The sequence below is a fragment of the Gordonia sp. LMA167 genome (assembly GCF_058130025.1).
The window spans coordinates 2,346,214-2,371,785 of sequence record NZ_CM176708.1; the positions used below are offsets into that span (position 1 = coordinate 2,346,214).

Sequence of the window (25,572 nt, forward strand, 5' to 3'; positions counted from 1 at the left end):
AAACATCACCCCGGCAGCCGCCCGATGACGTCGGCTGCCGGGGTGATTCGCGTGAGCATCGCGAGGAGGTTGTCGACCATGTACCGGTGATCCTCGGCGGTGGTACCTGCGGTGCAATCCTCCGCGAGGACCACGTCGTAGCCCCTGTTCACAGCCTCGAGTGCTAGTCCGGGCAACGCGACGTTGGTGGAGATCCCGGCAACGACCAGAGTCCGAACGCGCTGCAGCCTCAGCATCGCGTCCAGATCCGTGCCGTAGAACGCGGTCAGGCCGGTCGCCCGAGAGCTCACCAGATCAGTGGGTTCAGGGCCCAGTTCGGCGGGGATCTGCACATCGCGGGTGCCCTCGACCATCATGCGTTTCTCGATCGCCATCTTGCCGAGATACGAGTTGGGCAGCATGCCCTTCTGGTCCGCGCGATGAACGATGGTGCAGTGCACCACCGGAAGCGAGCGTGACCGGAAGGCGCGGGCGAGTTCAGCGGTGCGTTCGATCAGGCCGCGGCCCGCGGCCTGTGCGGCAAGTCCGGAGAAAGCCCCGGGTGGCGGGTCCAGAAGACCTTGCTGACATTCACTGATCACCAGCGCGGGCGCCTCGTAGGCTGTCATCGTTCCTCCTCGACTACAAGTGACGTTTGAGCCAGTTATGTTCTGACAGCGTGCCATCCGAAGCAACAAAGATGCAGTTCAACGTGGTTGCCAAATAGTGACACCAATGCCAGAATGGGTCCAGCATATCTATCAGAGGCGGTGCACATGATCGAAACCGACGAGATCGCGTCGACCCCGTTACACGAGCTTTCCTGGTGGCAACAGTCGCCGGCCGAACGAGACGCGGCCTTTGCGGCGCTGCGCCGTGATCGGCCGCGAATGTTCGTGCCGCTTGAATCGACAACGGACGGACGGCGACCCAAGGGATTCTGGGCTCTGACGACCTACGAGGACATCCTCGAGGTCAGCCGAAGGCCGGAGGACTTCTCGTCAGGAATCGGTGGAACACAGATCTTTGATCAGCCGGCCGAACTGCGCGAGTACCGTGGCTCGATCATCGACATGGACAACCCTGAGCATGCGAGACTGCGCAAGATCGTCTCGCGCGGTTTCACGGCGCGAAATCTCTCGGGACTGCGTGACGAGATCGAGGAGACGGTCAGTGAGATCCTCGATGAGATGTCCGACACCGGCGAGTGTGACTTCGTCGAAGAGTTCGCGTCATTGCTGCCGCTGCGCATCATCGACAATCTGCTCGGGATCCCTCGTGAGCATGAGAAGTTCATCCTCGAAGCGACGAACATCATCCTGGGTGCGTCCGATGCCGAGTACATCGCGGACCAGTCCGCGAGTGGCATCGGGAAGGCCGTCACCGCCGCCAGCCAGGCACTCATCGCGTTGCTCAACGACCTCGCCGAAGATCGAATCGCCAACCCGCAGGACGACCTGATCACCAAACTCGTTGCGGCAGACGATGAGAATCTGACGCCGCAGGAGATGGCGAAGTTCTTCATCTTGCTGGTCGGAGCCGGCAACGAGACCACCAGGAATGTGATTTCCCACGGTTTGCACGTCCTGACCCGGCATCCTGATCAGCGTGACCGTTGGTTGGCGGACTATGAGGAATATGCGAGCACGGCCATCGAGGAGATGCTGCGCTGGGCCACTCCGGTGATCCACTTTCGGCGTACGGTGACCCGCGACGGTGTGATGCTGGGCGACCTCGAACTGTTCGAAGGCGACAAGGTCGTGATGTGGTACACGTCGGCCAACCGCGACGACACGATCTTCGAGAATCCCGAAGAGTTCGACATCGCTCGGGATCCCAACCCGCATGTGGCCTTCGGCGGGGCCGGTGCGCACTTCTGCCTGGGAGCCCACCTCGCCCGGCTCGAACTCGACGTCGCGTTCCGGATGCTGTTCGAGCGTTACCCCGATATCCGCTCGGTCGGGGAGCCGGTGCCTTTGCGCTCCAATTTCCTCAACGGGATCAAACATCTCCGTGCTGAATACACCCCGGTGACAAAATGACAGAGCTGGACATGCGGGTCGACGAGGACGCCGTGCAGAGCGAGCTGACCGAGGGCATTCTGACGATCCATTTGAATCGTCCCCAGGCGGCCAACGCCATTCGGCCCGCTGACCGAGACACCCTCATCGAACTATTCCTCGAGGCGAGCACCGACCACGAGGTGCGCGTCGTAGTGCTCCGAGGCCGTGGCAAGCAGTTCTGCGCCGGTGCCGATGTGGTGAAACTCGCCGACGGACATGCCAACAACGTGAAAAGGACCACCGGCCCGATGAAGACCATCATGGGCGGTGCGCAGCGCCTTGTCGCATCGGTGCTCGACTGCAGCAAGCCGGTGGTCACGGTCGTCCAGGGTGCGGCCGCCGGTGTCGGCGCTCATCTCGCGTACGCGTCGGATCTGGTTGTTGCGAGCGAGAACGCCTACTTTGCAGAGTCATTCGTCAAGCGCGGGTTGGTGGTCGACGGCGGGGGCGCGTACCTGCTGCCACGTCGGATCGGTATGCAGAAGGCCAAGGAGATGGCCTTCTTCGGAGACAAGCTGCCGGCAAGCGAAGCGTTCGGCCTCGGTCTGGTGAACAAGGTCGTGGCCGCCGACGAACTCGACGCGGCGGTTGGTGAGTACGTTCGGCGCCTCGCTGCCGCGCCGACCAGCGCTATCGGTCTGACCAAACGGCTGTTCAACGAGTCGCCCGACGTCGACCGGGCAGGTTCCTTTGTCACCGAGGCGATGGCCCAGGAGATCCAGTCGTACTCGCACGATGCCCGTGAGGGCGTGCAGGCCTTCGTTCAGAAGCGACCCGCCGAGTTTGTGGGGTGGTGACGATGGCGGCACAAGCGGACTCGACGCCGAACACTCCGGCGAAACCGCGCGCCGACATCCCGACGGTCGAGACTGCGACCACGGCGTACTGGGATGCCGCCAACGACGGCACGCTGCTCATCGCCCGCTGCGATGACTGCGGAAAGGTGCATCACTACCCACGGCCCTTCTGCCCGTCGTGTTGGAGCGAGAACGTGACGAGCATCGAAGCCAGCGGTCGTGGCACGTTGTACACATATTCGACGGTGTACGTGAACGATCTGCATCCGTTCAAGGAGCGGTTGCCCTACATCGCGGCCATCGTCGAACTCGACGAGGGTCCGAGGCTGATGACGAACATGGAGGATTGTGAACCCACCGACCTCCACGTCGGAATGCCGGTGACCGTCGGATTCCGGCCCATCACAGACGAACTCACTGCCACGATCTTCCGGCCGGCCTGACACTGCCGGCCACTCACACTCACACAATTCACGAGGGAGTACACCACTAATGAGCGGATTGCTGGACGGCAAGGTCGCGCTGGTCACCGGTTCCGGGCACGGCATCGGACGAGGTCACGCGTTGGAGCTCGCGAAACACGGTGCCACGGTGATCGTCAACGATCTGGGTACCTCGCTCGATGGCCAGGGCACCGGCAAGGTCGCCGACGAGGTTGTCCAGATCATTGAAGACCGTGGCGGCAAGGCGATCTCGGACTTCAGTGACGTCGGTGACGAAGAGTCCGTCGACCTGCTGGTCGAACGCGCATACTCCCAGTTGGGCCGGCTGGACATCGTGGTCAACAACGCAGGTATTGTCCGCGATCGGGCCATCTGGAACATGTGTGTCGACGACTTCGATCTCGTGATGCGAGTGCATGTGCGCGGTAGCTGGCTGACCAGCCGTGCCGTGGCCCGCAAGTGGCGTGAAGAATCCAAGGAGACAGGCGATAAGGTCTACGGCCGGATCATCAATACCACCTCGGGTGCCGGTCTTCAGGGACACTTCGGACAGACAAACTACAGCGCGGCCAAGGCGGCGATCGTCGGACTGACACAAACGCTGAGCCTCGAACTGGCTTCGATCGGTGCCACGGTGAATGCGATCAGCCCCGGCGGGCGCACCCGGATGTCGGCCACGATGGCCGGCGCCGCGGCGCCCATCGAACCGGACGAGCGATCCGAGGACGAGTTCGACCCCAAGGATCCGTCGCTCGGATCGCCGGTCGTCGCCTGGCTCGCCAGCCCGGAGGCGGGTCACGTCAGCGGCCAGGTGATCAAGGCGCTCGGTGAGAACATCCAGTGGCTCAAGGGCTGGACTCCCATCAGCGCTGTCTCCAACGGTGGAAAGCGTTGGGATGCAAACAAACTCGGTACAATCATGGGTGTCGACGTGTTCGGTACCCGCGCCTCGGGTCTGCGGCTGGGCGGGTAGCCCGCGTGGCATCGCCGAGTCCACCCGCGGGTGACTGGCTGGGTACTCCGTTCCTCAGGCTGGACCGTGCGGGACCCTTCGCCGTGGTGACGGTGGATCGCCCCGATGCCCGGAACGCGCTGAGTCCGGCCATGTACTTCGGGCTGCGATATGCCATCGCGCATTGCGAGTCGGATCCGGATATTCACGGACTCATCCTGACGGGAACCGGAGATGTGTTCATCCCTGGCGGCGACCTGGGACGTACCGGTGTCGATGACTGGATGGACATGGGGCACCTGGGGATGGATGCCACCCCGTTCGATTCGTTGCGTGTCACCGCGCTACCGGTGATCGCTGCGGTGAACGGCATCTGTCAGGGCGGCGGATTCATGATCACGCTCTGCAGCGACGTCTCGGTGGTGAGTGAGCGTGCCACATTCCGGGTGCCCGAACTGTTCCGCGGCATCAGTGACACCTACTACGCGCAGATCCTGGCACGCACGATCGGGCCGGTCCGTACTCGCGACCTGATGTTCACCGGACGTGTGCTGAGCGCCGCGGAAGCGCTCGACTGGGGTCTGGTGACGCGGGTGGTTCCGCACGAGGAGCTGATGGGCAGCGCGACCGAGTTCCTGGCCGAGATCTGTCGGACCGCGCCCGCCGCCCGCCTCGACATCAAGAAGAGCCTCGACCACTACCTCGGCCTGTTCGATCGGATAGCCATGCGGCAGAGCCAAGCCGGTGTTGAAGCCATCGAGGGATTCGCGGCGTTCAAAGAGCGACGCAACCCGCGGTGGGTTCCCGCGTCGCTGCGGACCGAAGGCCGACTCTAGAACATTGACTGTGTCGTGGGCAGCGTCAGGGGCGGATGATGATCTTGCCGAGGGCCTGGCGGTCGGCCACGCGCCGCAGCGCCTTGGTGGTCTCGGCGAGTGGGTGGACACTGTCGACGTATGGCGCCAGTACGCCGTCGGAGAGCATCCGGTGAAGCTCCGCCCGGCCCCGCGATTCGGCCATCGGCCGATGCACAGGCATCGTCCCCACATCGACACCGGTGATTGTGATGCCCTTGAGGAGTACCAGATTCAATGGGATTGCCGGTATCTCACCGGACGCGTATCCGACGGTGACGAATGTACCTCCACGACGCAGGGAGCGTAACGCCGACTCTGATGACCTGCCGCCGACCGGATCGATGATGACATGGGCGCCCTGGCCGGTGATCTCCTTGATCCGGCTCCGGAGATCTTCGGTGTGGTAGTCGAGGGCCACCTCGGCCCCGCGCCGGCGGCACAGTGTGAGCTTGCTGTCACCCGACGCTGCGGCGATCACTCGGCCTCCGAGATGATGGGCGAGATCGATGGCGGCCGATCCCACTCCGCCGCCGGCGCCGAGTACGACAACCCACTCGCCCTTGCGGATTGCTGTGGCAGTACACAGGGCGTGGTATGCAGTCGTGTACGCGACGGCGAAACCGGCGGCGGTGTCATCGTCGACCCCATCGGGGATACGCTGTACCCGAGCGGCGGGAACGGTGACATACTCCGCGAACGCACCTGTGGCAACCGTGCCATAGACCCGATCCCCTGCCGCGAAACCACTGTCGATGCTCGATTCGACGACGACTCCTCCGAATTCACTTCCCGGGACGAAAGGCAGTGGCGTCGAACGCTGGTACCGGTTGGCGATGGTGAGTACGTCGGGAAAGTTGACTGCTGCCGACCGCACTGCCACCACAAGTTCGCCGGCCGCCGGTTCTGGATCGGCGAAATCGCCGACCTCGATCACCTCCGGCGGTCCATACTGCCGACAGATCGCTGCTCGCATCGGGTATCAAGCCTGTTCTGTGCCGAGCCCTTTCAGGCAAAAAGTGATGAAGAAGTCGATGTCCTCGGCGCGGGCGGGCTCGTCCAGGGACAACTGCCTACGCATCATTCCCAGTGCAGCGGTGAACACCGTGTCGGTGGCGCGGACGGGGTCGTCGATCACCAGCTGGGAAATGGGACGGTACAGCAGATCACGCAGTGGCTCGGTGACCCGGACGTCCGCCCTTCCCGAGTCGTCGGTGAAGCTCAGCTGGCGGGTCACCGCGCGACTCATGTTCGCCAGTTTCGGGTCACCGACCTGGGCCAGGACACCTCTGATCCATCGGTCGATCTGTGCCGCAGGTTCGGGTTCCTTGGACATCTGGTGATCGAGATACGACGCGACGATACCCACGCCGCGCTCCATCACCGCCAGGATCAGATCGTCCTTTCCCGTGAAGTAGCGGTAGAACGTCTTGTTCGAGGTTCCTGCCTCGGCGACGATGTCGGACACCCGCGGGTCGGCAGGAGTGGTTCGTTCCATCACGGTGGCCGCGGCGACCAGGATCCGCTCGACATCGGCAGCGGCCTGGCGCTGCCGCTTGTCCAGGGCCCGGTCGACCGCCGCGGTTGCACGTGAACTCATACTGCTCCTGCCGACGACTGCGAGCTTCAAGGATATCGCTCGGCGTCACGGCCCGGTCGGGGGTCCGGCAGGCACTGCCGGCACCGCGTCGACCAGGTCGCCGTACTTGATCCGCGCCGCCTCGATCTTGCGTCCGAGGAACTGTGACGGCCACATCGGGTCGTCGGCCTTGTAACGCTTGAGCAGGCCCCTGGCGAGATTCATCTTGTGGACATCGGTCGGTCCGTCGGCCAGTCCCAATGCTATGCCGGTCATCAGCATGTCGACCAGCGGTAGTTGCTCGGTGGCGCCGAGCCCGCCGTGGATCTGAATGGCGCGCAGGGTGATCGACTGGAGCACCTTGGGCGTGAGCACCTTCAGGGCGCCGATGTCGGTGCGAGCGGCATGCTCTCCATGTTCGTCGATGAGCCAGGCGGCATGCAGCACGGCCAGCCGGAACGGCATCAGTTCGGTGTACGAGTCCGCGATCGCAGCCTGCACCAACTGTTTGTCGGCGAGTGATGATCCCTTGGTCTCCCGGCTCAGCGCTCGCTCGGCCATCATGTCGATGGCCTTCTGGGCAACCCCGATCGACCGCATCGCATGGTGCAGCCGGCCGCCGGCCAGCCGTGACTGTGCGACTTCGAATCCGGCACCCTCGGTGCCGAGCATCGCGTCGGCGGGAACCCGCACTCGCTCGTAGCGGACCAGGGAGTGCCCAGGTTCATGCCGATGGGCGCCGAACAAGTGGTGGCTGGCCTCGATGACCACGCCCTCGCTTTCCGCGGGCACCAGGAACGTGGTGGCTCCGCGGTGGACCGGGACGTCGGGATTGGTGATCGCGACGACGATGAAGAAGGATGCCACCGCAGCGTTCGACGACCAGTACTTGCTGCCGGTGATGATCCAGTCGTCTCCGTCGCGTTTGGCTCGTGTGGTGAACACTCCGGGGTCGGCGCCGCCCTGCGGTTCGGTCATCGAGAAGCAGGAGAACACCTCCCCGGCCAACAGTGGTGCCAAGTAGCGGTCTCGCTGGGCCTCGGTCCCGAACCGCGCCAAGATCTCGGCATTTCCGGTGTCGGGTGCCTGAGTGCCGAAAATGATCGGTCCCCAGTCGGTTCGGCCCAGTATCTCGTTGATGAGGGTCAGTTTGACCGCGCCGAAGCCTTGTCCGCCGAGCTCCGGGCCCAGATGTGCGGCCCACAGTCCCTGATCGCGGACGCGTTGCTTGAGCGGGTCGACGATCTTGCGCCGCTCGTCGTCGAGCGGCAGATACTCACATCCGGGGAACAGGGTGTCGAGCGGCTCGACCTCCTGCTGGACGAAAGTCCTTATCCAGTCGAGTTTCTCCTGGAAATCCGGATCGGTGGAAAAATCCCATGCCATGGTGGTGCGCTCCTTGATCGTCTTACGGAATGCCGCCGTCGACCCGGAGGGTCGCGCCGCTCGTGTAGCTGGATGCGTCCGACATCAGATAGAGGGCGGCGCCGATGATTTCGGGTGGATCCCCGGCTCGCTGCAGGGCGTGGGCCTTGGTCGCCTTCTTGGTCGACTCGAGGTCCCAGTGCTTGCTCACGTCGGTGTAGAAAGGTCCGGACATCAGGGTGTTGACCCGTACGGTCGGTCCCAGCGTGAGTGCCAGGCCCTCCGTCAATGCGTTGAGGCCGGCCTTGGCCGCCGCGTAGGGAAGGATCCAGGGCGCCGGCCGAATGGAACCGGTTGAGCTGACATTGATTATGACCCCTCCGCCGGCCTGCTGCATCCGTTCGCCGAACAGAATCGACAGCCGGAAAGGACCTTTCAGATTGAGGTTCACCACCGCATCGAACATCTTCTCGTTGATGTCGGAGGCCGAGTCATAGACAGGTGACATGCCCGCATTGTTGATCAGGACGTCGGCACGGCCGAACCGTTCGTAGACCGCATCGGTGAGCCCGTCGAGTTGATCCCATCGGCCCACGTGGACTGCGAAGGGCATGACACTTCGACCGGTGGCGTCGGCTATTTCCTTCGCAGTGGTGGCGCACGATTCGAAGTCGCGGCTGGCGATGACCACATCTGCGCCGCAATGCGCGGCGCCGAACGCCATCTGGCGTCCGAGGCCGCGGCTGCCGCCGGTGACGACGACAACCTTGCCGGTCAGGTCGAAAAGCGTGTCCGCATAACCCATGTCACACCCCTTCGGTTCGTTCGGTCGTGAGGTCGGCGGCCGTCGCGATCAGATCGAGCACCAGCGGTCCGAAGGTCTCGATCTTCTCGTCCTTGCGATCGCCTTTGACCAGTGCCGCGTAACTCTTCTCCAGGACCACGCCGAGCTTCCAGTTGGCCAGCACGAGGTAATAGTGGATGTCGGCGGTCGAGCGCCCACTGATCTTCTCGTAGTGTGCGATCAACTCCGAGCGCTTCGGCATACCCTCGAGATCGACGTAGAAGTCGGTCTTGGGCGATTCGCCGTCCCAGCCGAGGAGAGCCCAGCCGAGGTCGAGGAGCGGATCGCCGATGGTGGTCATCTCCCAGTCGATGATCGCGGCGAGTTTGGCCGGTGTGCCGTTGTGGAACATGACGTTGGCGAACTGGTAGTCGCCGTGCATGATTCCCGGGGACCACCGTGCGGGACGGTTGGCGCGCAACCAATCCGCCGCGACATCCAGACCCGGAAGTTCCCGGAACCGGTAGTTGCCGAGAAATGCGAGCCAGCGGTCGACCTGGCGTTCGTGGAAGTTCTCCGGCCGGCCGAATCCGGTCAGACCACGGCCCTGCCAGTCGACCTTGGACAGTTGCGCGATGCCGCCGACCAGTTCGAATGCGAGCTCACCGCGGGCGTCGAGGTCGGTGTCGAACGGCGCCGCCCACGAACCGGTCGGGCTCCACCCGTCGATCGACTGCATCATGTAGAACGGCGACCCCAGCACGTCACCGGTCGGTTCGCCGCCGATGAGTTCCGCATGTGGAACCTCAGAACCCTTGAGGGCGGCCAACAGTCGTAGCTCGCGCCGTAAACCGTCGAGTCGCGCATCGTCCGCGCCGGCGGGCGGCATGCGCAAGACGCCGGTCATCCCGCTCCGGGTTATCCGAAAGAGCTCGTTCTGCGAGCCGCCGGTCAGGCGCTCGATCTCTGGCTTCTCTCCGTCGCCGGGTGCCCCGACGTCATCGAGCCATCTGGCCAGCGCGGCCTTGTCCTCAGGGTTTTCCATGCAGAACCTCCAATCGAAAATGTCGATGACTGGAGAATAGCGTTCTCCAGTTTGGAGGTCAAGAGGTTCCCAAAAGGAGGTTCACGTGTGACCGCACACCGCTGCGCGCGTCGGCGTCAATCCTCTATGATCTTGATCGCGCTCATCGGGCATCGAGTTGCGCCGTTGCGGGCGGCAGGCTCCATGCCCTGGGGCACAACGAAATCCGCTTTGGCCGCAAAGCCATCGTCGTCGATGTCGTATAGATCGGGCTCGTGCATCGCACACATTCCGTGTCCTTCGCACTCGTCGAGGGCGATGTGAATCCGCATGGTGATCTCCTAGGGTGTGATGGACTGATCATGACCCGTCGGGTCGGGTGAGTCGGCGTCGCCAGCTGCGTAGGTCTGTCTCGGTTGCCCCGGCGTCGGTGAACCATCCGTGCACACCGCCGGGCCAGGAGAGGAGATGGCCGATCACCTCGTCGATGGCCTCCGGCGAGGTGGTCAGCCAGCTGCGTGGCAATCGAATCGCGGGAGCGAGCCGGGGGCCCTTCGCCTTCCATCGTCGCCGAAGCAGTTCCATGTTCGCGGTGGTGGCGAGATAGTCTTCTCGGACCGCCGCCGGCTCGACGCCGGCAGCGAGCAGCAGTGCTGCCACCATCACGCCGGTGCGGTCCTTGCCCGCAGTGCAGTGCACGAGGACCGGTCCGGCGGCAGCTGCCGCGATCTGGAGAACGTGCGCGGCTCGACTGGCCTTCGTCTCGAGCGTTGTCAGGTACAGTGCCGTCAGGTCCGGGGGTCGGACGTCGCCGGGTGCGGCCGCGTCGTGGAGGGGTAGTGCGTGCACGACGGTGCCTTTGTCCCAATCGAATCCGGTACGCTCACGCTCTTTCTTCGAGCGCAGGTCCACGACCGTGGATGGCGGCCAGGACGCCACGTGAGTGGGCAGACTGTCGCCGACATGGGGCGCGTCGCTGCGATACAGGACCCCGGATGCGGTCAGTCCGCCTCCGGTCAGCGGGAGGCCGGCGACGTCGCGCAGGTTGACCAGGTGATCGACCGCCGCAGTCATGTGCGTCGTGACGGGGGAAGTGTTTCGGCCAGTTCACGAAGCCGCTTGCGATCCGTTTTCGCCATCGCTGTCTGGGGGATCGTCTCGACCACGACCAGGTGATCTGGAGCCTTGTAGTCGGCCAACAGTGATCGCGTCCAGTCCCGCACTTCGGCGAGCGTTGGTGGCGCAGCGGGGTCGACGGGAACCACAAAGGCGACTCCGATCTCTCCGATCACAGGAGCGGCGTGCCCGACGACCGCGGCTTCCGCAATCGCCGGGTGGCCGGCGATGACCTGTTCGACTTCGACGGGATGCACGTTGAAGCCGCCGCGGATGTACATGTCCCCAGCTCTCCCCACCAGCTTGAGGTTTCCGTCCGTGGTGATCAGGCCGAGGTCACCGGTGACCAGGAACCTCTCGGAATCAAAAGCGGTGGAGGTCAAGTCGGGATCGTGCCAGTACCCGCGCATCACGCAACCGCCCTTGATGCGTACCCGTCCCACCATCCCGGGTGAGAGCACGATCCCGTTGCTGTCGACGACCTCGACGGTCATTCCGTACTGAGGACGACCGACCGTGCGGAACTGGACCTCGGGCGGATCGTCGGGTTCGGTTCCACAGACCGTCGGCGACTCGGTCATCGCGTACCGGACCACCAGTGGTACGCCGATCAGGTCGGCGGTGCGCCGAACCAGGTCGGGTGAGGCCGGAGCGGTGGCGACCACACCGACCCGGAGTTCGGGGAAGGAATGGCGATCGAGGCCGGGCAGTTCGAGCAGCTTGGCCCACTGGGTGGGTACCCCGCCGCCGACGGTGACACGCTCGTCGATGAGCGTGCGCGCCATCCCGGTCGCTGTCCACGGCGCAGGCGGGATGACGATCGCTGTGCCCCAGAGTAATTGGTCCCAGAGCTTCGACATGTAGCCGGCATGCGAGAAGGGGGTGGAGGTCATCCGCCGGTCGTATGCCGCACTCATTATGCCTGCGGCCTGTGCAGACGCGGCGAGATTGTCGGCGTCGAACCAGGCGCCCTTGGGTAGCCCGGTGGTGCCACTGCTGAAGATGATCGCGACGGGGTCGCGACGGTCGACGTCGACGGTCGGAAGGTCGTTGACCTCGTGGTACGAGGACCGTAACTCGTCGATGCACACAGTCAGGCGCTGCGCAGTCGATTCCGGCGGGAGCTGGGAAGGTCCGTGCACCACCAGGGCGGGCGATGAAGTGTTCAGGATGGATGTGGTCTCGGTCGGACCGAGTCGCGGGTTCACTCCGGTCGTGACGGCGCCCAGCATGGCCGCGGCCGCGTAACAGATGGCGTAGTCGATTCCCGAGGGGAGCAGGAGCGTCACCACATCGCCTTTGCCGACTCCGGCGCCGGCGAAGTGGCCGGCGACGGACCGGGCGTGTGACACCCACTGAGCAAACGAGATCCGCGAGCCGGGTTCGACGTACGCGTCCCGGTCACCGTGCACGCGGGCGGCTGCGTCCAGTAGTTCGCGCGTGTTCGCGAATGTGTCGGCCAAGGGTGGTCGGATCGTGCCCGACCGCGGCCGGGGTGTCACGGCTTCTCCGAGCCGAGCAGCACCGTCCCGCTCGAGCAGAACCAGCCGCCGGTCCCGCTGACACACGCGATCCTTGCATCCGAAACCTGGCGCGGGCCGCACTCACCGCGCAGTTGCCGCGCTGCTTCGACGAGGAGGAAGAGTCCACGCTGGCCGGGGTGACACGCCGACAGTCCGCCTCCGTCGGTATTGGTCGGCAGCTCGCCTCCGAGCCGAAGACTCTGCTTGGCGACAAATGCCCCTCCCTCGCCTTTCTCGCAGAAACCGAGGTCCTCGATGGTCAACAGCAGCATGTAGGTGAACGCGTCGTAGATCTCGGCTACATCCACATCGGACGGTTTCAGACCGGCCCGCTCGAACGCGAGAGGGCCGGTGATCGCGGCGGGCCCCACCGTCATGTCATCCCACTGACTGGTCAGCATGTGGGAGGTGGCGTCGGCCGAGCCGAGCACCCATACCGGCGGCGACTTGAGATCGGGCACTCGGTCCTCGGCCACGAGGATCACCGCAGCCCCGCCGTCCGAGCGGATGCAGCAGTGCAACTTGGTGAATGGGTCGGCGATCATCGGGCCGGAGACGACATCATCGATCGTGATCGGATCCCGGTACATCGCTTCGGGATTGTCTGCGGCATTGAATCTGGCCGACACCGCGACCTCGGCCAACTGCTCGATCGTTGTCCCATACTGGTGCATGTGTCGGCGGGCGGCCATGGCGTACTTCGAGATGAGGGTGTGCCCATAGGGGGCATCCCACTGCAGGGGGCCACGTGCACCCCAGTTGATGTTGGCGCCGCGCAATCCCTTTCGGATGTCGGCGCGTGCCGTGGATCCGTACGTGAGCAGGACCACGTCGGCATGACCCGCGGCGATCGCATCGGTGGCATGGGAGACCATCACCTCCCACGAGGCGCCACCGACAGAGGTCGAGTCGATCCACCTCGGCTTGATGCCGAGGTACTCGCCGACATCGGTGGGGGGCAGCGTGCCCTGACTCGTCGATGCGAGACCGTCGATGTCGGAAGGCGTCAGTCCTGTCTGAGCCAAGGCCCGCCGACTGGCCTGCGCCATCAGTTCATAGGCATTTTTGTCGTCCACCTTGCCCACATCGGACAGCGCGACCCCGGCGATGGCAACCTTGCGACTCACTGGGCGGCCTCCAACTCGAGAAGATCGGCGAGAACCTCGGACGCACCGGCGAACAGGTTCTTGTAGACGATGGCCCGCTTGAGATACAGGTGGGCGTCGTGCTCGTAGGTATAACCCATCCCTCCGTGCACCTGAATACTGCCGCTGCCGTTGGACAGGGCAGCCTGACCCGCAACCGTCTTGGCCGCCAGGATCTGGAACTCGGTGTCGGGGCGATCGGCCTTCAGGGCCGCTGCCGCGAAAAGTGTTTGGGCCGAAGCAGATTCGGCACGAACGGCCATGTCGACGACCGCGTGCTTGATCGCCTGGTGGACGCCGATCGGCCGTCCGAATTGTTCGCGTGTCTTGGCGTGTTCGGTGCAGACCTGGGTGATGGCCTCGGCCAGCCCGGCGAGATACGCAGACGCCAGAATCTGTGCCCGGCCCCAGATCCACTCGGTCTCTGCCGGCAGCCACGCGACGACCCGTCCGGACGTCACCGTGGCGGTGGCCAGGCGCGTTGCGGGGTCGACGGATTCGACTGCAGTGATATCACCGAACTCTCCGAGCTCGGCCAGTGCGGCACCGTCTCTGGTCACCAGCAGCGCGTGACTGCTGCCGGCGCAATCCAGCAGATCGAAGGACCCCTTGAAGCCGTCCGAACCGATCTCGCCGTCGCCGCGCAATTCGGCGAGTCCGACCATCGCGGTGCCGGCCGCGATCTGAGCGACGAGCTCGCTCTTGCCGTCGCCGGCCGCGACGCGTGCGGCCAGTGTGGAAGCGAGGAACGGGCCGATGGCCAGATGCTTTGCGAGTTCCATGAAGAGCATGACCTCGTCATCGATGGACTGTCCGGATCCGCCGAATCGCTCATCAAGGGCGAGCGTGAGCAGGCCCAGTTCGGCGCCTTCGCGCCAGACGTCCTTGTCCACCAGTGTGCTCTCATCGCGATGTTCGCGGATCGCGGTGACGGGTGGTCGGGAACTGATGAAGTCCGCGGCTGCCGCGACCAGTTCGAGCTGATCGTCAGAGGGGAGCAGGTTCATGGTGTGCTTCTTTCCTTCAGCGTGGGAGTCCGAGTACCCGGTCGCCGACGATGTTTCGTTGGATCTCGGAGGTACCGCCGCCGATGGACTGGGAGAATGCGTACAGATAGTTGCCCACCCAGCCGTTCTTGTCCCATCGGGAAGTACTGCGCAGGGCATCGACCCCGATGATGTCCATCGCCAGCTCCGCGACCTGTTTGGCCAGATCTGCATAGAACAGCTTGAGCATCGATCCCTTGGGTCCGGGGGTGTCGGTCTGCATACTGCGGCAGATGCCGACGTAGGTCATGGCGCGCAGTGACGTCACTGCGGCCCGGGCCCGGGCCAATCTCCGGGCGATTTCGTCATCCGCGATCGCCGGGCGGCGTCCGTCCGGCCCGACGTGATCGCGCGAGAAGTCGATCAGGTCTTCGACCACCTTGGCCAGGCGGACCTGATTGGCCGTGAATGCGGTGCCCCGTTCGAACGACAGCGTCGACATCGCGACGCTCCATCCGTCGTTGATCTCACCTACGACGTTGGACAGCGGGATTCGGACGTCGTCGTAGAACACCTCGCAGAACTCGGCGCCGCCCTCGATGGTCTCGATCGGGCGGATCTCTATGCCAGGTGTGGTCATGTCGCACACGATCCACGTGATGCCCTGGTGCTTGGAGCCGGTGTTGTCGGTCCGGACCAGGAGCTCCTGGTAGTCGGCGATGGTGGCGAAACTGGTCCAGATCTTCTGCCCGTTGACCACCAGATCATCGCCGTCGATGACCGCCCTGGCGCGTAGCGAGGCGAGGTCGGAGCCGGCCTCGGGTTCGGAGAATCCCTGGCACCAGATCGCCTCACCGCGCAGGATCTTGGGAAGGTGGAAGTCCTTCTGCGCCTCGTCGGCCCGGGTGATCAGGGTCGGACCGGCATGGGACAGACCGACGAAGTTCGCGTCGATCCCCGGAAATCCCTGGGCTGCATACTCCTCGTACCAGATCAGTTGCTGAACCAGGGTCAAACCGCCGCCGCCGTATTCCTTCGGCCAGGCGATGCCCGCCCAGCCGCCGTCCCACTGGGTGCGTTGCCAGGCGGTGTCGTACTCCCGGATGCCGTCGGCGTCGCGCGGGCGGGGCTCGGACGGCTTGTTCTCCTCAAGCCATGTGCGCACCTCGTCCCGGAACTCCACCTGTTCGGGGCTGAAGTCCAAATCCATGTGGAGGCCTTCCATCGTCGTGCGGGGCGAGATCCGCTCCTGTAGTGACACTATTGTCAGATTTAATCCGCGAAGAGTCAAGTATCAGCTTGTGCCGGGTTGCGGGATGAAGCGTGCGGCCAGGGCCTCGCTGCCCCGCGCGAGCACCGTGACATCGGCTCCGACCAAGACGAACGAGGCTCCCGCCGCGATGTAGCGGTCCACCAGGGCGGGATTGAACGCGTTGACGCCTGCCGCCTTGCCTGCGGCCTTGATCTGCGATAACGCTTGCTCGATCGCGGCCACCACCGTGGGATGCTCGGGCTTGCCCAGGTGGCCGAGCGACGCTGCGAGATCGGCCGGTCCGATGAACACGGCATCGATCCCGTCGACCGCGACGATCTCGTCGAGTTGGGCGAGCGCGGCGGCGGATTCCACCTGAACCGTGAGTGACAGGCTGTCGTCTGCGGTGACCAGATAGTCAGAAATCCGGTTCCATCGCGAGGCTCGGGCGAGTGCGCTGCCGACTCCGCGAATGCCCTCGGGCGGGTAGCGGGTCGCGGCGACCATGGCCCTCGCCTCGTCGGCGGATTCGACCATCGGGATGATCAGATTCGTCGCACCGATGTCGAGGAGTTGCTTGATCGCGATCGGGTCAGCGGATGCCGGACGCACGAGAACCTGCACCGGGTAGGCGGCGAGCGTCTGTAGTTGCGCCAACGTGGATCTGACGTCGTTCGGGACGTGCTCGAGGTCGAGCATCAGCCAGTCGAGACCGGCGCCCGCGCAGATCTCGGCGCTGTATGCGTTGCCCGAGGCTATCCACATCCCGATCTGGGCGCGTTCACCGTGGATCTGCTGTACCCACGTGTTCGGTCCCGCGGCGCTAGTCACGTGGTGCCTCGTTCTCGAAATGGATCGAGACGGTCCCCATCGGTCCGTAATCCGCGACGAAGGTATCACCGGGATCGGCGAACACCGGCGCGGTGAACGAGCCGGCCAGGATCACCTCACCGGCTTGCAACGACACCCCATGCGGAGCAAGCCGGTTCGCCAGCCACGCGACACCGTTCGCCGGATGGCCCAGCACCGACGCCGCAACGCCCGAATCCTCGATCGACCCGTTGCGCAGCAGCAATGCGGCCACCCACCGCAGGTCGACGTCCATCGGTCGTGCCACCCGGCCGCCGAGAACGATGCCGGCATCGGCGGCGTTGTCGCAGATCGTGTCGACGATGGTGCGTAGATGCCCGGTTTCCGGGTCCGCCATCTGTACCCGTGCATCGAGGATCTCGATGGCCGGCGTCACGTACTCCGCCGCCCGGAGCACGTCGTAGAGCGTCACCCCGGGGCCGGACAACGGGTCGCCGAGCACGAAGGCGAGTTCAACCTCGATACGGGGGCGGATGAACCGTCCGGCCGGCACGGTTCCGCCGTCGTCGAAGAACATGTCGTCGAGCAGTGCACCGTAGTCCGGTTCGGTGATGGACACGGCGCGTTGCATGACCTTGGAGGTGAGTCCGATCTTGCGTCCGCGAACCACGGCACCACCGGCGACTTTCAGGCGCACCAACTCCCGCTGTACGGCATAGGCGTCTTCGATGGTCATCTCGGGATGCTGCAGCGATATCTGCCGGATCGGGGTCCGGGATTTCTCGGCCTCATACAGGCGGCGCGCGAGCTCGGCGACCGCTGTGTCCGGCACGGCGATGTTCGTCATCGCCCGAGGAACTCCAGAGCGGCCGGGTTGAAGGCCGCCGGGTCCTCGAAGTGTGGCCAGTGCCGGACGGCGGCCATCTCGAACACCTCGGCGTTCGGGATCAACCCGGCGACGATGTGGGCAGTGCTCTGGTATTCGCCGTGGTCCTGGCCGGACGCCACCACCATGGTGGGCGCAGAGATGGTCGCCCATTTGTCTTCCGGGATGAGATTGCGGTCGCGGGCTTGCGCATCCTGCAGGATCAGCAGGTGATCGATCGTGTTCCGGGTGTCGTCGCGTCGGTAGATGGCCTGCCGCAGCGCGATGAGGTCGGGTAGACGATTGGATTCGTCCGCGATCAGGTGTGCGAACACCTTGTGCATCGACTCCCAACTGGGATTGTTGACGGCTTCGGTGCGCTCGGCGCGGATGCGGGCCATGTTCGACGCGGTGGCGATCAGTCCGGCGGGCGACATCAGGATCACCTTGTCGACACGCTCGGGATGCCCGACCGCGATCGCGGCCGATACCCATGCGCCGAGTGACATCCCGATGAGATGTGCTCGGGTCATCCCGAAGTGCTCCATCACACCGAGAACCTGCTGGACGTAGACGGCGATCTCGTAGTCGTAGTCGGGTTTGTCGGAGAACCCGTTGCCGACCATGTCGATCGCCACACAGTGGTAGTGCTCCGAGAGCGGTCCCAGGTTCGGCGCAAAGGTCTCCCAGTGGCCGCCGGTGCCGTGCAACAGGATGGCGTGTGGTTTGTCGGCGGAGCCTGCCTCGGCGAAACGGGTCCGCACGCCGTCGATGTCGACGAACCCCTGCCGGAACTCCAGTTCTTTGAGGTGGCTCCAGATGCTGCGGTACTCGCCGGTGTCGGCCGCAGGGGCGGAAATCGTTGTCTCAGTCATGGTCGGGGCCTCCGTTGTCTAACCAAATTTTCCACTGTGTGCATGTTCAGTCTTAGCACTTTTAGCGCCGTGAGCTGGGTGAGTGTCAGATTTCTGCCACCGAGTTCTCGGAATTGGGGGATTGTTTCTGACACCTGTATACGATAAGACTATGAGGCGGGATCAACGCAAGGGCAAGTGTCTTCTGAGGGTTGGTCACAACTTTTCGAGAAGTCACCAGAGCGAGGTTGGGCGAACAGGTCGTCGATGACTATGACCACACACGAACATGAAGGTGCGGACGCGGGAGACGGCGACGCGGATCTGCGCCGGGTGCACCGACGCGTGCTGGCGTCGCTCGTCAACGAGTTCGCGGCAGTGCGTGTGTCGCTGGATTCGACCGGCAACGGGGACAGGCTGCTCGTCGAGGACCTCGAGAGCGACGATCACATCTTTCTCTCACCCCTCGAGCTCGTCAGCCTGTGCCTGGCGACGCCGGACGATCGTGAGGACTGGCTGCGCGTCGGTAACTACCGGGACGAGCGGCGCGACCGCTCCCTGGGGCCGGTTCGGGGGAGAACCTCATGACCGCGTCGATCGTGGGCGTCGGGATGACCCCGATGTCACTGAAGCCCGGGCACAGCCCGCACGAACTGGCTTCTCGCGCCTGCCGAGAGGCCGTGGCAGACGCCGGAATCGAACTGTCCGACGTCGACGGACTGCTGGTCGGTTCTTCGCAGGGGATTCGGCCGGACCGGCTTGGTGTCGGCTTCGCATCCTCGGGAGGATTCGGCGATGTGCGACTGTTGGAACACGTGGAGATCAAGGGCGCCACGACCGTTGCGATGATCCAGCGGGCCCGCTACGCCGTGGAGGCCGGCGCAGCCCGCGCGGTCATGTGCGTCTTCGCAGACGCGCCCCTCGTCGCGGGCAAAGCCGCCGGATCGACCTATGCGCAGAGCGGCGGACAGTCCGGATCGCGCGGCCTGGAGCGGGCCAGCGGGGTCCTGGGCTCGGTCCCCACCTACGCCCTGCTGACGCAGCGATGGATGCATGTCAGCAACGGTTCGCCCGACGATCTCTGCGCGGTTGCCACGTCGACGCGTGCCTGGGCGACCGGCAATCCCGATGCGGTGATCCGCACGCCCCTCGACATCCAGGGTTACCTCGACAGTCCGATGATCTCCGATCCGCTGCGGCGGCTCGACTGTGCACGCCCGGTCAACGGTGCCGTCGCCGTCCTCGTCAGCGCCGATCCGTCGATCGGCCACGACATTCGTGTCGACATTCGGGGAGCCGGTCGGGATCATCCGGTGCGTCATCGGCGATCCGGCTCCGAGTCATGGTTCGGCGGTGGCCGACGATGCGTGGACGACGCCCTGGCAGAAGCGGGGATGACACGTGGCGACCTGGACACCGCTCAGCTCTATGACCCGTTCTCGGTCGTCACCCTGATCTTGCTCGAAGAATATGGGCTCACCGGGGGGGCGCCCGCAGGAAAGTTCGTCCGCGACGGGAACACCGCTGCCGGCGGCAGTTTGCCGACCAACACCGGTGGAGGGCAGCTGTCGGGGTTCTATCTCCAGGGAATGACCCCGTTGGCCGAAGCGCTCGTGCAGTTGCGCGGAGCCGGCGGCGAGCGACAGGTGCCTCATGCGTCGACCGCACTGGTCGGTGGCATCGGCGGTCGGATCGATCACCACGCCGCGTTGATCCTGGAGCGTGCGGCATGATCACCTCGACCGATTGGTTGCTCTCGGATTCGCTGGCTCCGGTGGTGGCAGGCGATCCCCTCGAACCGTTGTATGCCGGTGCCTCCCGCGGCGCACTCGTGCTGCCGTTCTGTGGGGGTTGTTCGCTGCCGCTCGACCTCGAGCAACGAGTGTGCGACGACTGTGGATCAGATGAGATCGATTGGCTCGAAACCCTGCCGAGGGGAGTGGTCCATTCGTCGACGACGATGCACAGACTGGAGCCCGGACTCGTGACCGCGACCGGTCCATACCCGATCGTCGACGTCGAACTCGACGGTGGGCATCGGCTGATCATGACGACGGTCGAGCCGGCGGCCGGTACACCGCGGATCGGCGACGCCGTCGACATCGCCTTCAGATATCTGGCCGGAGTGGCGATCCCGGCCGCGCAGACCATCACTTCCACCGATACGGAGGCCACCAATGACAACCACTGAGGCGAATCCCGGCACCTCGAATCCTGCCACCCCGAGTGACTTCGACGTGTCCAAGATCGTCCAGGAAGATCGTGTGCACGGCTCCGTGTACACGTCTCCGGAGATCTTCCAGCGTGAGATGGACACCATCTTCCGCACCGGCTGGGTCTATGTCGCGCACGACAGCGAGGTCAGCGAGCCCGGTGACTATCTGACCCGCCGTATCGGCAGTGAGCCGGTCGTGGTGTCCCACGGCAAGGACGGAGAGATCCGGGTCCTGCTCAACCGGTGTTCGCATCGCGCCAACAAGCTGTGCAACGCCGAGAAGGGAAACGCGAGCTCGTTCCGCTGCCCGTACCACGGGTGGACCTTCAGTAACACGGGTTCGCTCACCGCGGTCCCGATGCGTGAGGGTTACGGCGAGGCGTTCCGCGCGGTACGGTCCGAGCTCGGTATGGCCGAAGCCCCTCGGGTCGACAGCTACGGCGGTTTCATCTTCGCCTCGTTGGCCGCCGACGGTCCGTCGCTCACCGAGCACCTCGGTGGCTCGATCGCGGCCTTCGATCGTCTTCTCAACCTGTCGCCGACCGGTCAGATCGATCTCCGGGCCAACTGGATGAAGCACCTCCACCATGCCAACTGGAAAATGGTGGTCGAGAACAATGTCGACGGTTACCACGCGCTGTTCACTCACGCGTCGGTCTATGACGCCATCCGCCCGGCCAAGGTCTCCCATATTCCGTCAAAGACTGACGTCGTGGTGCGTGACATCGGTGGCGGCCACTCTGAGATCGACTACTCGGCCGAATACCGCAAGCTCGACGAGGAGTTCATCTGGTACGGGCGCATGCCACGGGCGAAGTTGCCCAAATATGTTGCCGCACTGGAGAAGAAGTACGGCGAGGAGAAGGCACACGACTCATTGGTCGTCGGCCCACCGCACACTCTGATCTGGCCCAACCTCTTCCTGGCCGAGATGAACGTGATGTACGTGGAACCGATCGGGCCGGACGAGACGGTCGCATACACCACCGCGGCGCTGATCCCGGGACAGGACGAACTCAATCTGAGGACCCTGCGCCGTTCCGAGGGTGCGATGGGTCCGGCCGGGTTCCTGATCGCCGACGACGGTGAGATCGGGATGCGCAACCAGGCCGGACTGGCCGCCAAGGATCCGGAATGGCTGCGGTTGTCCCGCGGGCTGGAGACCGACATCACCGACGAGACCGGAATCGTCAACAGCGACAAGAGTGCCGAGACACCTCAGCGTGGTTTCTACCGCCAGTGGGCCAGCGTTGTGGGACAGGAGATCAGCAAATGAGCACACTCGACGACACCGAAGTCCTCGCCTCGGCACTGCAGCCGCTGCCCGCGCCGTCCCCCGAGGTGGCAGGGTTCCTGTTCCTCGAGGCTCGTCTGGCCGACGAGGCGCGCTATTCCGAATGGGAGCTGCTCTGGGACGACGACGCACTTTACTGGGTGCCGATGCATCCCGACGACGATCCGGCAGTCAATCTGTCGTACATCTACGACAACCGTCGACGTATCAAGAGTCGTGTAGCGCAACTCAACACAGGGAACCGGCACTCGCAGACCCCGCCGTCTGTGATGCGTCGGCAGCTCACCAACATGGAGGTTCTCGACTCCACCGATGACACCGTCACGGTTGGATCGAACTTCGCCCTGTTCGAATACCGCCACAACCAGCGCATCTGGGCCGGCCGGGTCATCCACAAGGTCCGCCGCCATCCCGGCGGGTTCAAGCTCGTGAGCAAGACCGTCCACATGATCAGCGCCGGCGGTCCCGTGGACACCCTCGCTTTTCTGATCTGAACCAACCATCCGAATCCGCGAAGGCTGCGCCTTCGCGCTGAAGTACCTGTGAGGCAACGTGCTTGTAGGCGACATCTCAACCAACAACGCCCGTCGATACCCGGACAAGCCCGCCGTCATCGAGTCCGGGCGGACCCACACCTGGAGTGACGTCGACGAGCGTGCGCGCCGACTGGCCAATCACCTCCTCGCCGCTGGCCTGAAGAAGGGCGACCGGGTGGCCGTCATCGCCCGAAACTGCATCGAATGGCCGGAGATCACCTTCGCCGCGGCCAAGGCCGGGCTGGTCACCGTTCCCGTGAACATCAGGCTCGCCCCGGACGAGCTGGCACATGTCCGGGACGACTCCGGAGCGATTGCCGCGGTGATCCACACCGACCAGGTGGAACGGTTCGGTCCGGAACTCGCCGATCTGCAGACGGTTGTCGAGATCGGCGGGAACGCAGTCGGTATCGACTACGAATCGGCACTGCGGGCAGCCGATGACAGCGACCCGACACCGGCGTCGTTGCGGCCTGATGACATTCAGTTCATCCTGTATACCAGCGGGACCACGGGTCGATCCAAGGGCGTGATCAACACGCACCGCGGGATGCTCGCCCAGGCCGTGGACACGAGCCTGGTCACCGAGGCCAATCGCAGCGACGTTTTCCTCGCGACGACACCCTTCTTCACGGCGGGTGGGATGGTCCGGACCTTGTCCTGGACCTACCTCGGCCAGACGATGGTGATTCACAAGCGCTTCGACCCCGAAGCCGTCATCGACGAGATCGAACGCAGCGGGATTACTTTCACCACCTTCATCCCCACGATGCTGCAGCGCACCCTGCGTCTTCTCGAAGAGGGCCCGCACCGGGACATGTCGAGCCTACGGCGGATCAGCTACGGCTCGGCGCCGGTTCCGCCCGGACTGGCGAAGAAGGCGATGGATCTCCTCGGGTGTGACCTGCAACAGCGGTATGGGCTCACCGAATGCGGCGGACAGGCAACGATTCTCACGCCTCAGGATCATCGCGACATGGTCGACGGAAAGACGAGCATCCTGACCTCCTGCGGGCAGGAAACGCCGATGTGTTCCATCCGTATCGTGGACGGCGACGGCAACGAGCTCCCGACCGGAGAGATCGGCGAGGTCGTGATCGTCAGCGAGGCCAATGCGATCGGGTATTGGAACCGCTCCGATCAGACCAAACAGACCTTCCGGAGTACCGGATTATGGTCGGGTGACCTCGGGTACCTCGACGCCGAGCGGTACCTGCACATCACCGGCCGCAAGACCGACATGATCATCTCCGGGGGCTTCAACGTCTACCCCGCCGAGATCGAGCGGGTGATCGGACATCATGCCGCCGTGGACATGGTTGCGGTGGTGGGAATCCCGGATCCCGAATGGGGTGAGACGCCGGTCGCCGTGGTGGTTCCCAAGGGAGACATCGACACCGATACGGTCGCGGGCGAGCTGACGGCACTGTGCCGTGCCGAGCTCGCCGGCTACAAGCAGCCGCGGCGGTTCGAGTTCCGCACCGAGTTCCCGCTCGGCCCGGCCGGCAAGATCCTCAAGCGTGAGATCGCGGAGTCGTTGCGTACTGCACCGGAGAAGGTCTCGGCGTCCGGGGTCTCGTCGTGACGTCCACGCAGCGGCAACCGACGATGGCGCGGGCGACGAATCTCTGGGAACTGCTCACTGAGCGTGTCGAGCTGAGTCCCTCGAAAGAGTTCGCCGTCGACGAGCACGGCCGCCGGTTCACCTTTGCCGAGCTGGCCGACCTCGCGATGACCACGGCGGCGGCCCTACACGGCCACGGAGTGCGCGCCGGTGACGTGGTGTCGTGGCAGCTGCCCAGCAGTGTCGAAGCGATGGCGTTGTCGCTGGCGCTCTCCCGGCTGGGTGCGGTGCAGAACCCGATCATCCCGATGCTGAGGGAGAGCGAGGTCGCCTTCATCGCCGGACAGGTCGGCGCATCACTGCTCATCGTGCCCGACGAGTTTCGTGGCTTCGACCACGGTGCCATGGCGACCGCTGTCGCGCAGCAGGTCGAAGGCCTGCGGACCCTGATCGCCGACCAGGACTGGATGTCGGGCGATCCCGAGACGTTGCCCGCGCGCCCGCAGCGTGACGACAACGAGGTGAGGTGGATCTTCTATACGTCCGGCACCACGGCGGCGCCCAAGGGCGTCAAGCACGGTGACGCCGGACTGATCGCGGCGGCGAAGACCTTTGTCACCAACGTGCAGGTCACCGAGGACGAGCGGTGCGCCGCATACGTACCAATCACACATGTCGGTGGTATCGCGCATGTGCTGAGCAGCCTGCTGGTCGGACACACGCTGATCACCGCGGCGAAGTTCGTTCCGGAGGACAACGCGGATCAATTGATCTCCGAGGGAGCAACCCTGATCGGCTCCGGTCTGCCCTTCACCACCGAGTACCTGCGGATTGCGCGCGACCGCGGGGTGCGGCCATTGTTCCCACAGGCGCGCGCCACACTCGGTGGTGGTTCCGGCCGGCCGGCGGAGCTGAGCCTGCAGACGGCGCAGGTTCTCGGGGGCGTGGGGATCATCTCCGGATACGGGATGACCGAGTGCCCCTACCTGACCTGGGGCAGCCCCGACGACACCGATGCCGAGCATTCGGCCTTCGAGGGGACGCCGGGTCCGCAGGGCGCAGTCCGCATCGTCGGAGCCGATGGCGCCGAACTGCCCGTCGGGGAGGTCGGGGAGATCCGTGTGCACGGACCGCAGTTGTTCCAGGGCTACGTTGATTCGGCTCACAATGACGGTGCCCTCGACGAACGGGGATTCTTCCGTACCGGTGATCTGGGATTCGTCAATGCGGCCGGTCGACTGTGTGTCACCGGACGCATCAAGGACATCATCGTGCGCAAGATGGAGAACATTTCGGCCCGTGAGGTCGAGGAGGCGCTGATCGGTGACCCCGCCATCGCGGATCTCACCGTGATCGGCATGCCCGACCCGGCCTCGGGGGAGCGGGTATGCGCAGTGGTGGTGCCGAGCGATCCGGACCAGCCCCCGAGTCTCGATTCGATTCGCGACCACCTCGCGACCACGACCCTGAACAAGCGCAAGTATCCCGAACAGGTGGAGATCGTGGAGGTCATTCCCCGGAACTCGCTCGGGAAGATCGCCAAGTCGCAGCTTCGTTCCGATCTTCTCACCC

At 64.5% G+C, this 25,572-nt stretch carries 26 protein-coding genes and 1 pseudogene; 12 read left to right on the forward strand and 15 right to left on the reverse strand.

The window, feature by feature from the left end:
• Positions 1 to 5: 5 nt before the first annotated feature.
• On the reverse strand, positions 6 to 608 hold the full coding sequence (locus ACVT6V_RS10545; RefSeq protein WP_489899743.1) for a cysteine hydrolase family protein: 603 nt from the start codon (positions 606 to 608) through the stop codon (positions 6 to 8).
• A gap of 147 nt (positions 609 to 755) precedes the next feature.
• Between ACVT6V_RS10545 and ACVT6V_RS10550 the strand changes: the two genes are divergently transcribed.
• The 5 genes from ACVT6V_RS10550 to ACVT6V_RS10570 are packed head-to-tail and all read left to right on the forward strand — an operon-like array spanning position 756 to position 5,070.
• A complete protein-coding gene (locus ACVT6V_RS10550; RefSeq protein WP_489899744.1) occupies positions 756 to 2,021 on the forward strand; it encodes a cytochrome P450 in 1,266 nt (421 codons plus the stop codon).
• Positions 2,018 to 2,839 (forward strand): enoyl-CoA hydratase/isomerase family protein, encoded by an 822-nt coding sequence (locus ACVT6V_RS10555; RefSeq protein WP_489899745.1) that lies wholly within the window; start codon positions 2,018 to 2,020, stop codon positions 2,837 to 2,839. Before ACVT6V_RS10550 ends, ACVT6V_RS10555 begins: the two co-directional genes overlap by 4 nt.
• Before the next feature lie 2 nt (positions 2,840 to 2,841).
• Positions 2,842 to 3,282, forward strand: a complete 441-nt coding sequence (locus ACVT6V_RS10560) for a Zn-ribbon domain-containing OB-fold protein (RefSeq protein ID WP_489899746.1) — start codon at positions 2,842 to 2,844, stop codon at positions 3,280 to 3,282.
• 49 nt (positions 3,283 to 3,331) lie between these two features.
• Positions 3,332 to 4,255: an SDR family NAD(P)-dependent oxidoreductase gene (locus ACVT6V_RS10565; protein ID WP_489899747.1), complete on the forward strand. Its 924-nt coding sequence runs from the start codon at positions 3,332 to 3,334 to the stop codon at positions 4,253 to 4,255.
• Between the two features lie 5 nt (positions 4,256 to 4,260).
• A complete protein-coding gene (locus tag ACVT6V_RS10570) occupies positions 4,261 to 5,070 on the forward strand; it encodes an enoyl-CoA hydratase/isomerase family protein (RefSeq protein ID WP_489899748.1) in 810 nt (269 codons plus the stop codon).
• Positions 5,071 to 5,095: 25 nt separating this feature from the next.
• On the opposite strand, the gene ACVT6V_RS10575 is transcribed toward ACVT6V_RS10570, so the two are convergent.
• From ACVT6V_RS10575 to ACVT6V_RS10640, 14 genes are all read right to left on the reverse strand, one after another.
• Positions 5,096 to 6,064 carry an NADPH:quinone oxidoreductase family protein gene (locus ACVT6V_RS10575; RefSeq protein ID WP_489899749.1) on the reverse strand — a complete coding sequence of 323 codons (969 nt, stop codon included), beginning with the start codon at positions 6,062 to 6,064 and terminating at the stop codon, positions 5,096 to 5,098.
• A gap of 6 nt (positions 6,065 to 6,070) precedes the next feature.
• Positions 6,071 to 6,688, reverse strand: coding sequence for a TetR/AcrR family transcriptional regulator (locus tag ACVT6V_RS10580; protein ID WP_005199540.1), 618 nt, complete (start codon positions 6,686 to 6,688; stop codon positions 6,071 to 6,073).
• Between the two features lie 45 nt (positions 6,689 to 6,733).
• Positions 6,734 to 8,053: an acyl-CoA dehydrogenase family protein gene (locus ACVT6V_RS10585; RefSeq protein ID WP_124708211.1), complete on the reverse strand. Its 1,320-nt coding sequence runs from the start codon at positions 8,051 to 8,053 to the stop codon at positions 6,734 to 6,736.
• Between the two features lie 22 nt (positions 8,054 to 8,075).
• Positions 8,076 to 8,837 (reverse strand): SDR family NAD(P)-dependent oxidoreductase, encoded by a 762-nt coding sequence (locus tag ACVT6V_RS10590; protein WP_005199538.1) that lies wholly within the window; start codon positions 8,835 to 8,837, stop codon positions 8,076 to 8,078.
• A 1-nt stretch (position 8,838) separates the two neighbouring features.
• Entirely contained in the window at positions 8,839 to 9,861 is a 1,023-nt protein-coding gene (locus tag ACVT6V_RS10595; RefSeq protein ID WP_119032210.1) for a phosphotransferase family protein, read from the reverse strand.
• Between the two features lie 116 nt (positions 9,862 to 9,977).
• Positions 9,978 to 10,172 (reverse strand): ferredoxin, encoded by a 195-nt coding sequence (locus ACVT6V_RS10600; protein ID WP_119032209.1) that lies wholly within the window; start codon positions 10,170 to 10,172, stop codon positions 9,978 to 9,980.
• Between the two features lie 28 nt (positions 10,173 to 10,200).
• Complete coding sequence (locus ACVT6V_RS10605) at positions 10,201 to 10,914, reverse strand: tyrosine-protein phosphatase (RefSeq protein WP_119032208.1); 714 nt, start codon at positions 10,912 to 10,914, stop codon at positions 10,201 to 10,203.
• Positions 10,911 to 12,419: a class I adenylate-forming enzyme family protein gene (locus ACVT6V_RS10610; RefSeq protein ID WP_174718269.1), complete on the reverse strand. Its 1,509-nt coding sequence runs from the start codon at positions 12,417 to 12,419 to the stop codon at positions 10,911 to 10,913. Before ACVT6V_RS10610 ends, ACVT6V_RS10605 begins: the two co-directional genes overlap by 4 nt.
• 35 nt (positions 12,420 to 12,454) lie before the next feature.
• On the reverse strand, positions 12,455 to 13,606 hold the full coding sequence (locus ACVT6V_RS10615) for an acetyl-CoA acetyltransferase (protein WP_005199533.1): 1,152 nt from the start codon (positions 13,604 to 13,606) through the stop codon (positions 12,455 to 12,457).
• Complete coding sequence (locus ACVT6V_RS10620) at positions 13,603 to 14,631, reverse strand: acyl-CoA dehydrogenase family protein (RefSeq protein WP_489899751.1); 1,029 nt, start codon at positions 14,629 to 14,631, stop codon at positions 13,603 to 13,605. Before ACVT6V_RS10620 ends, ACVT6V_RS10615 begins: the two co-directional genes overlap by 4 nt.
• A 16-nt stretch (positions 14,632 to 14,647) precedes the next feature.
• Positions 14,648 to 15,820: an acyl-CoA dehydrogenase family protein gene (locus ACVT6V_RS10625; protein ID WP_119032205.1), complete on the reverse strand. Its 1,173-nt coding sequence runs from the start codon at positions 15,818 to 15,820 to the stop codon at positions 14,648 to 14,650.
• Between the two features lie 84 nt (positions 15,821 to 15,904).
• Positions 15,905 to 16,627, reverse strand: coding sequence for an aldolase/citrate lyase family protein (locus ACVT6V_RS10630; protein ID WP_119033734.1), 723 nt, complete (start codon positions 16,625 to 16,627; stop codon positions 15,905 to 15,907).
• A 58-nt stretch (positions 16,628 to 16,685) separates the two neighbouring features.
• Complete coding sequence (hpaH, locus tag ACVT6V_RS10635) at positions 16,686 to 17,519, reverse strand: 2-oxo-hept-4-ene-1,7-dioate hydratase (protein WP_489899752.1); 834 nt, start codon at positions 17,517 to 17,519, stop codon at positions 16,686 to 16,688.
• Positions 17,516 to 18,412, reverse strand: coding sequence for an alpha/beta fold hydrolase (locus ACVT6V_RS10640; RefSeq protein WP_489899753.1), 897 nt, complete (start codon positions 18,410 to 18,412; stop codon positions 17,516 to 17,518). Before ACVT6V_RS10640 ends, hpaH begins: the two co-directional genes overlap by 4 nt.
• A gap of 252 nt (positions 18,413 to 18,664) precedes the next feature.
• On the opposite strand from ACVT6V_RS10640, the gene ACVT6V_RS10645 reads away from it, so the two are divergent.
• The 7 genes and pseudogenes from ACVT6V_RS10645 to ACVT6V_RS10675 all read left to right on the forward strand — a co-directional run.
• A complete protein-coding gene (locus ACVT6V_RS10645) occupies positions 18,665 to 18,979 on the forward strand; it encodes a hypothetical protein (RefSeq protein WP_005199527.1) in 315 nt (104 codons plus the stop codon).
• Complete coding sequence (locus tag ACVT6V_RS10650) at positions 18,976 to 20,124, forward strand: thiolase family protein (RefSeq protein ID WP_005199525.1); 1,149 nt, start codon at positions 18,976 to 18,978, stop codon at positions 20,122 to 20,124. The genes ACVT6V_RS10645 and ACVT6V_RS10650 overlap by 4 nt, the downstream gene beginning before the upstream one ends.
• Entirely contained in the window at positions 20,121 to 20,582 is a 462-nt protein-coding gene (locus ACVT6V_RS10655; protein WP_005199524.1) for a Zn-ribbon domain-containing OB-fold protein, read from the forward strand. Before ACVT6V_RS10650 ends, ACVT6V_RS10655 begins: the two co-directional genes overlap by 4 nt.
• Positions 20,569 to 21,882: an aromatic ring-hydroxylating oxygenase subunit alpha gene (locus ACVT6V_RS10660; protein ID WP_197718213.1), complete on the forward strand. Its 1,314-nt coding sequence runs from the start codon at positions 20,569 to 20,571 to the stop codon at positions 21,880 to 21,882. The genes ACVT6V_RS10655 and ACVT6V_RS10660 overlap by 14 nt, the downstream gene beginning before the upstream one ends.
• Positions 21,879 to 22,394, forward strand: coding sequence for an aromatic-ring-hydroxylating dioxygenase subunit beta (locus ACVT6V_RS10665; protein ID WP_119032204.1), 516 nt, complete (start codon positions 21,879 to 21,881; stop codon positions 22,392 to 22,394). Before ACVT6V_RS10660 ends, ACVT6V_RS10665 begins: the two co-directional genes overlap by 4 nt.
• A gap of 58 nt (positions 22,395 to 22,452) precedes the next feature.
• Positions 22,453 to 24,021 carry a class I adenylate-forming enzyme family protein gene (locus tag ACVT6V_RS10670; RefSeq protein ID WP_124708208.1) on the forward strand — a complete coding sequence of 523 codons (1,569 nt, stop codon included), beginning with the start codon at positions 22,453 to 22,455 and terminating at the stop codon, positions 24,019 to 24,021.
• A 23-nt stretch (positions 24,022 to 24,044) separates the two neighbouring features.
• Positions 24,045 to 25,523 (forward strand): annotated as a pseudogene (locus ACVT6V_RS10675) (class I adenylate-forming enzyme family protein); the annotation flags it as partial.
• Positions 25,524 to 25,572: the final 49 nt, after the last annotated feature.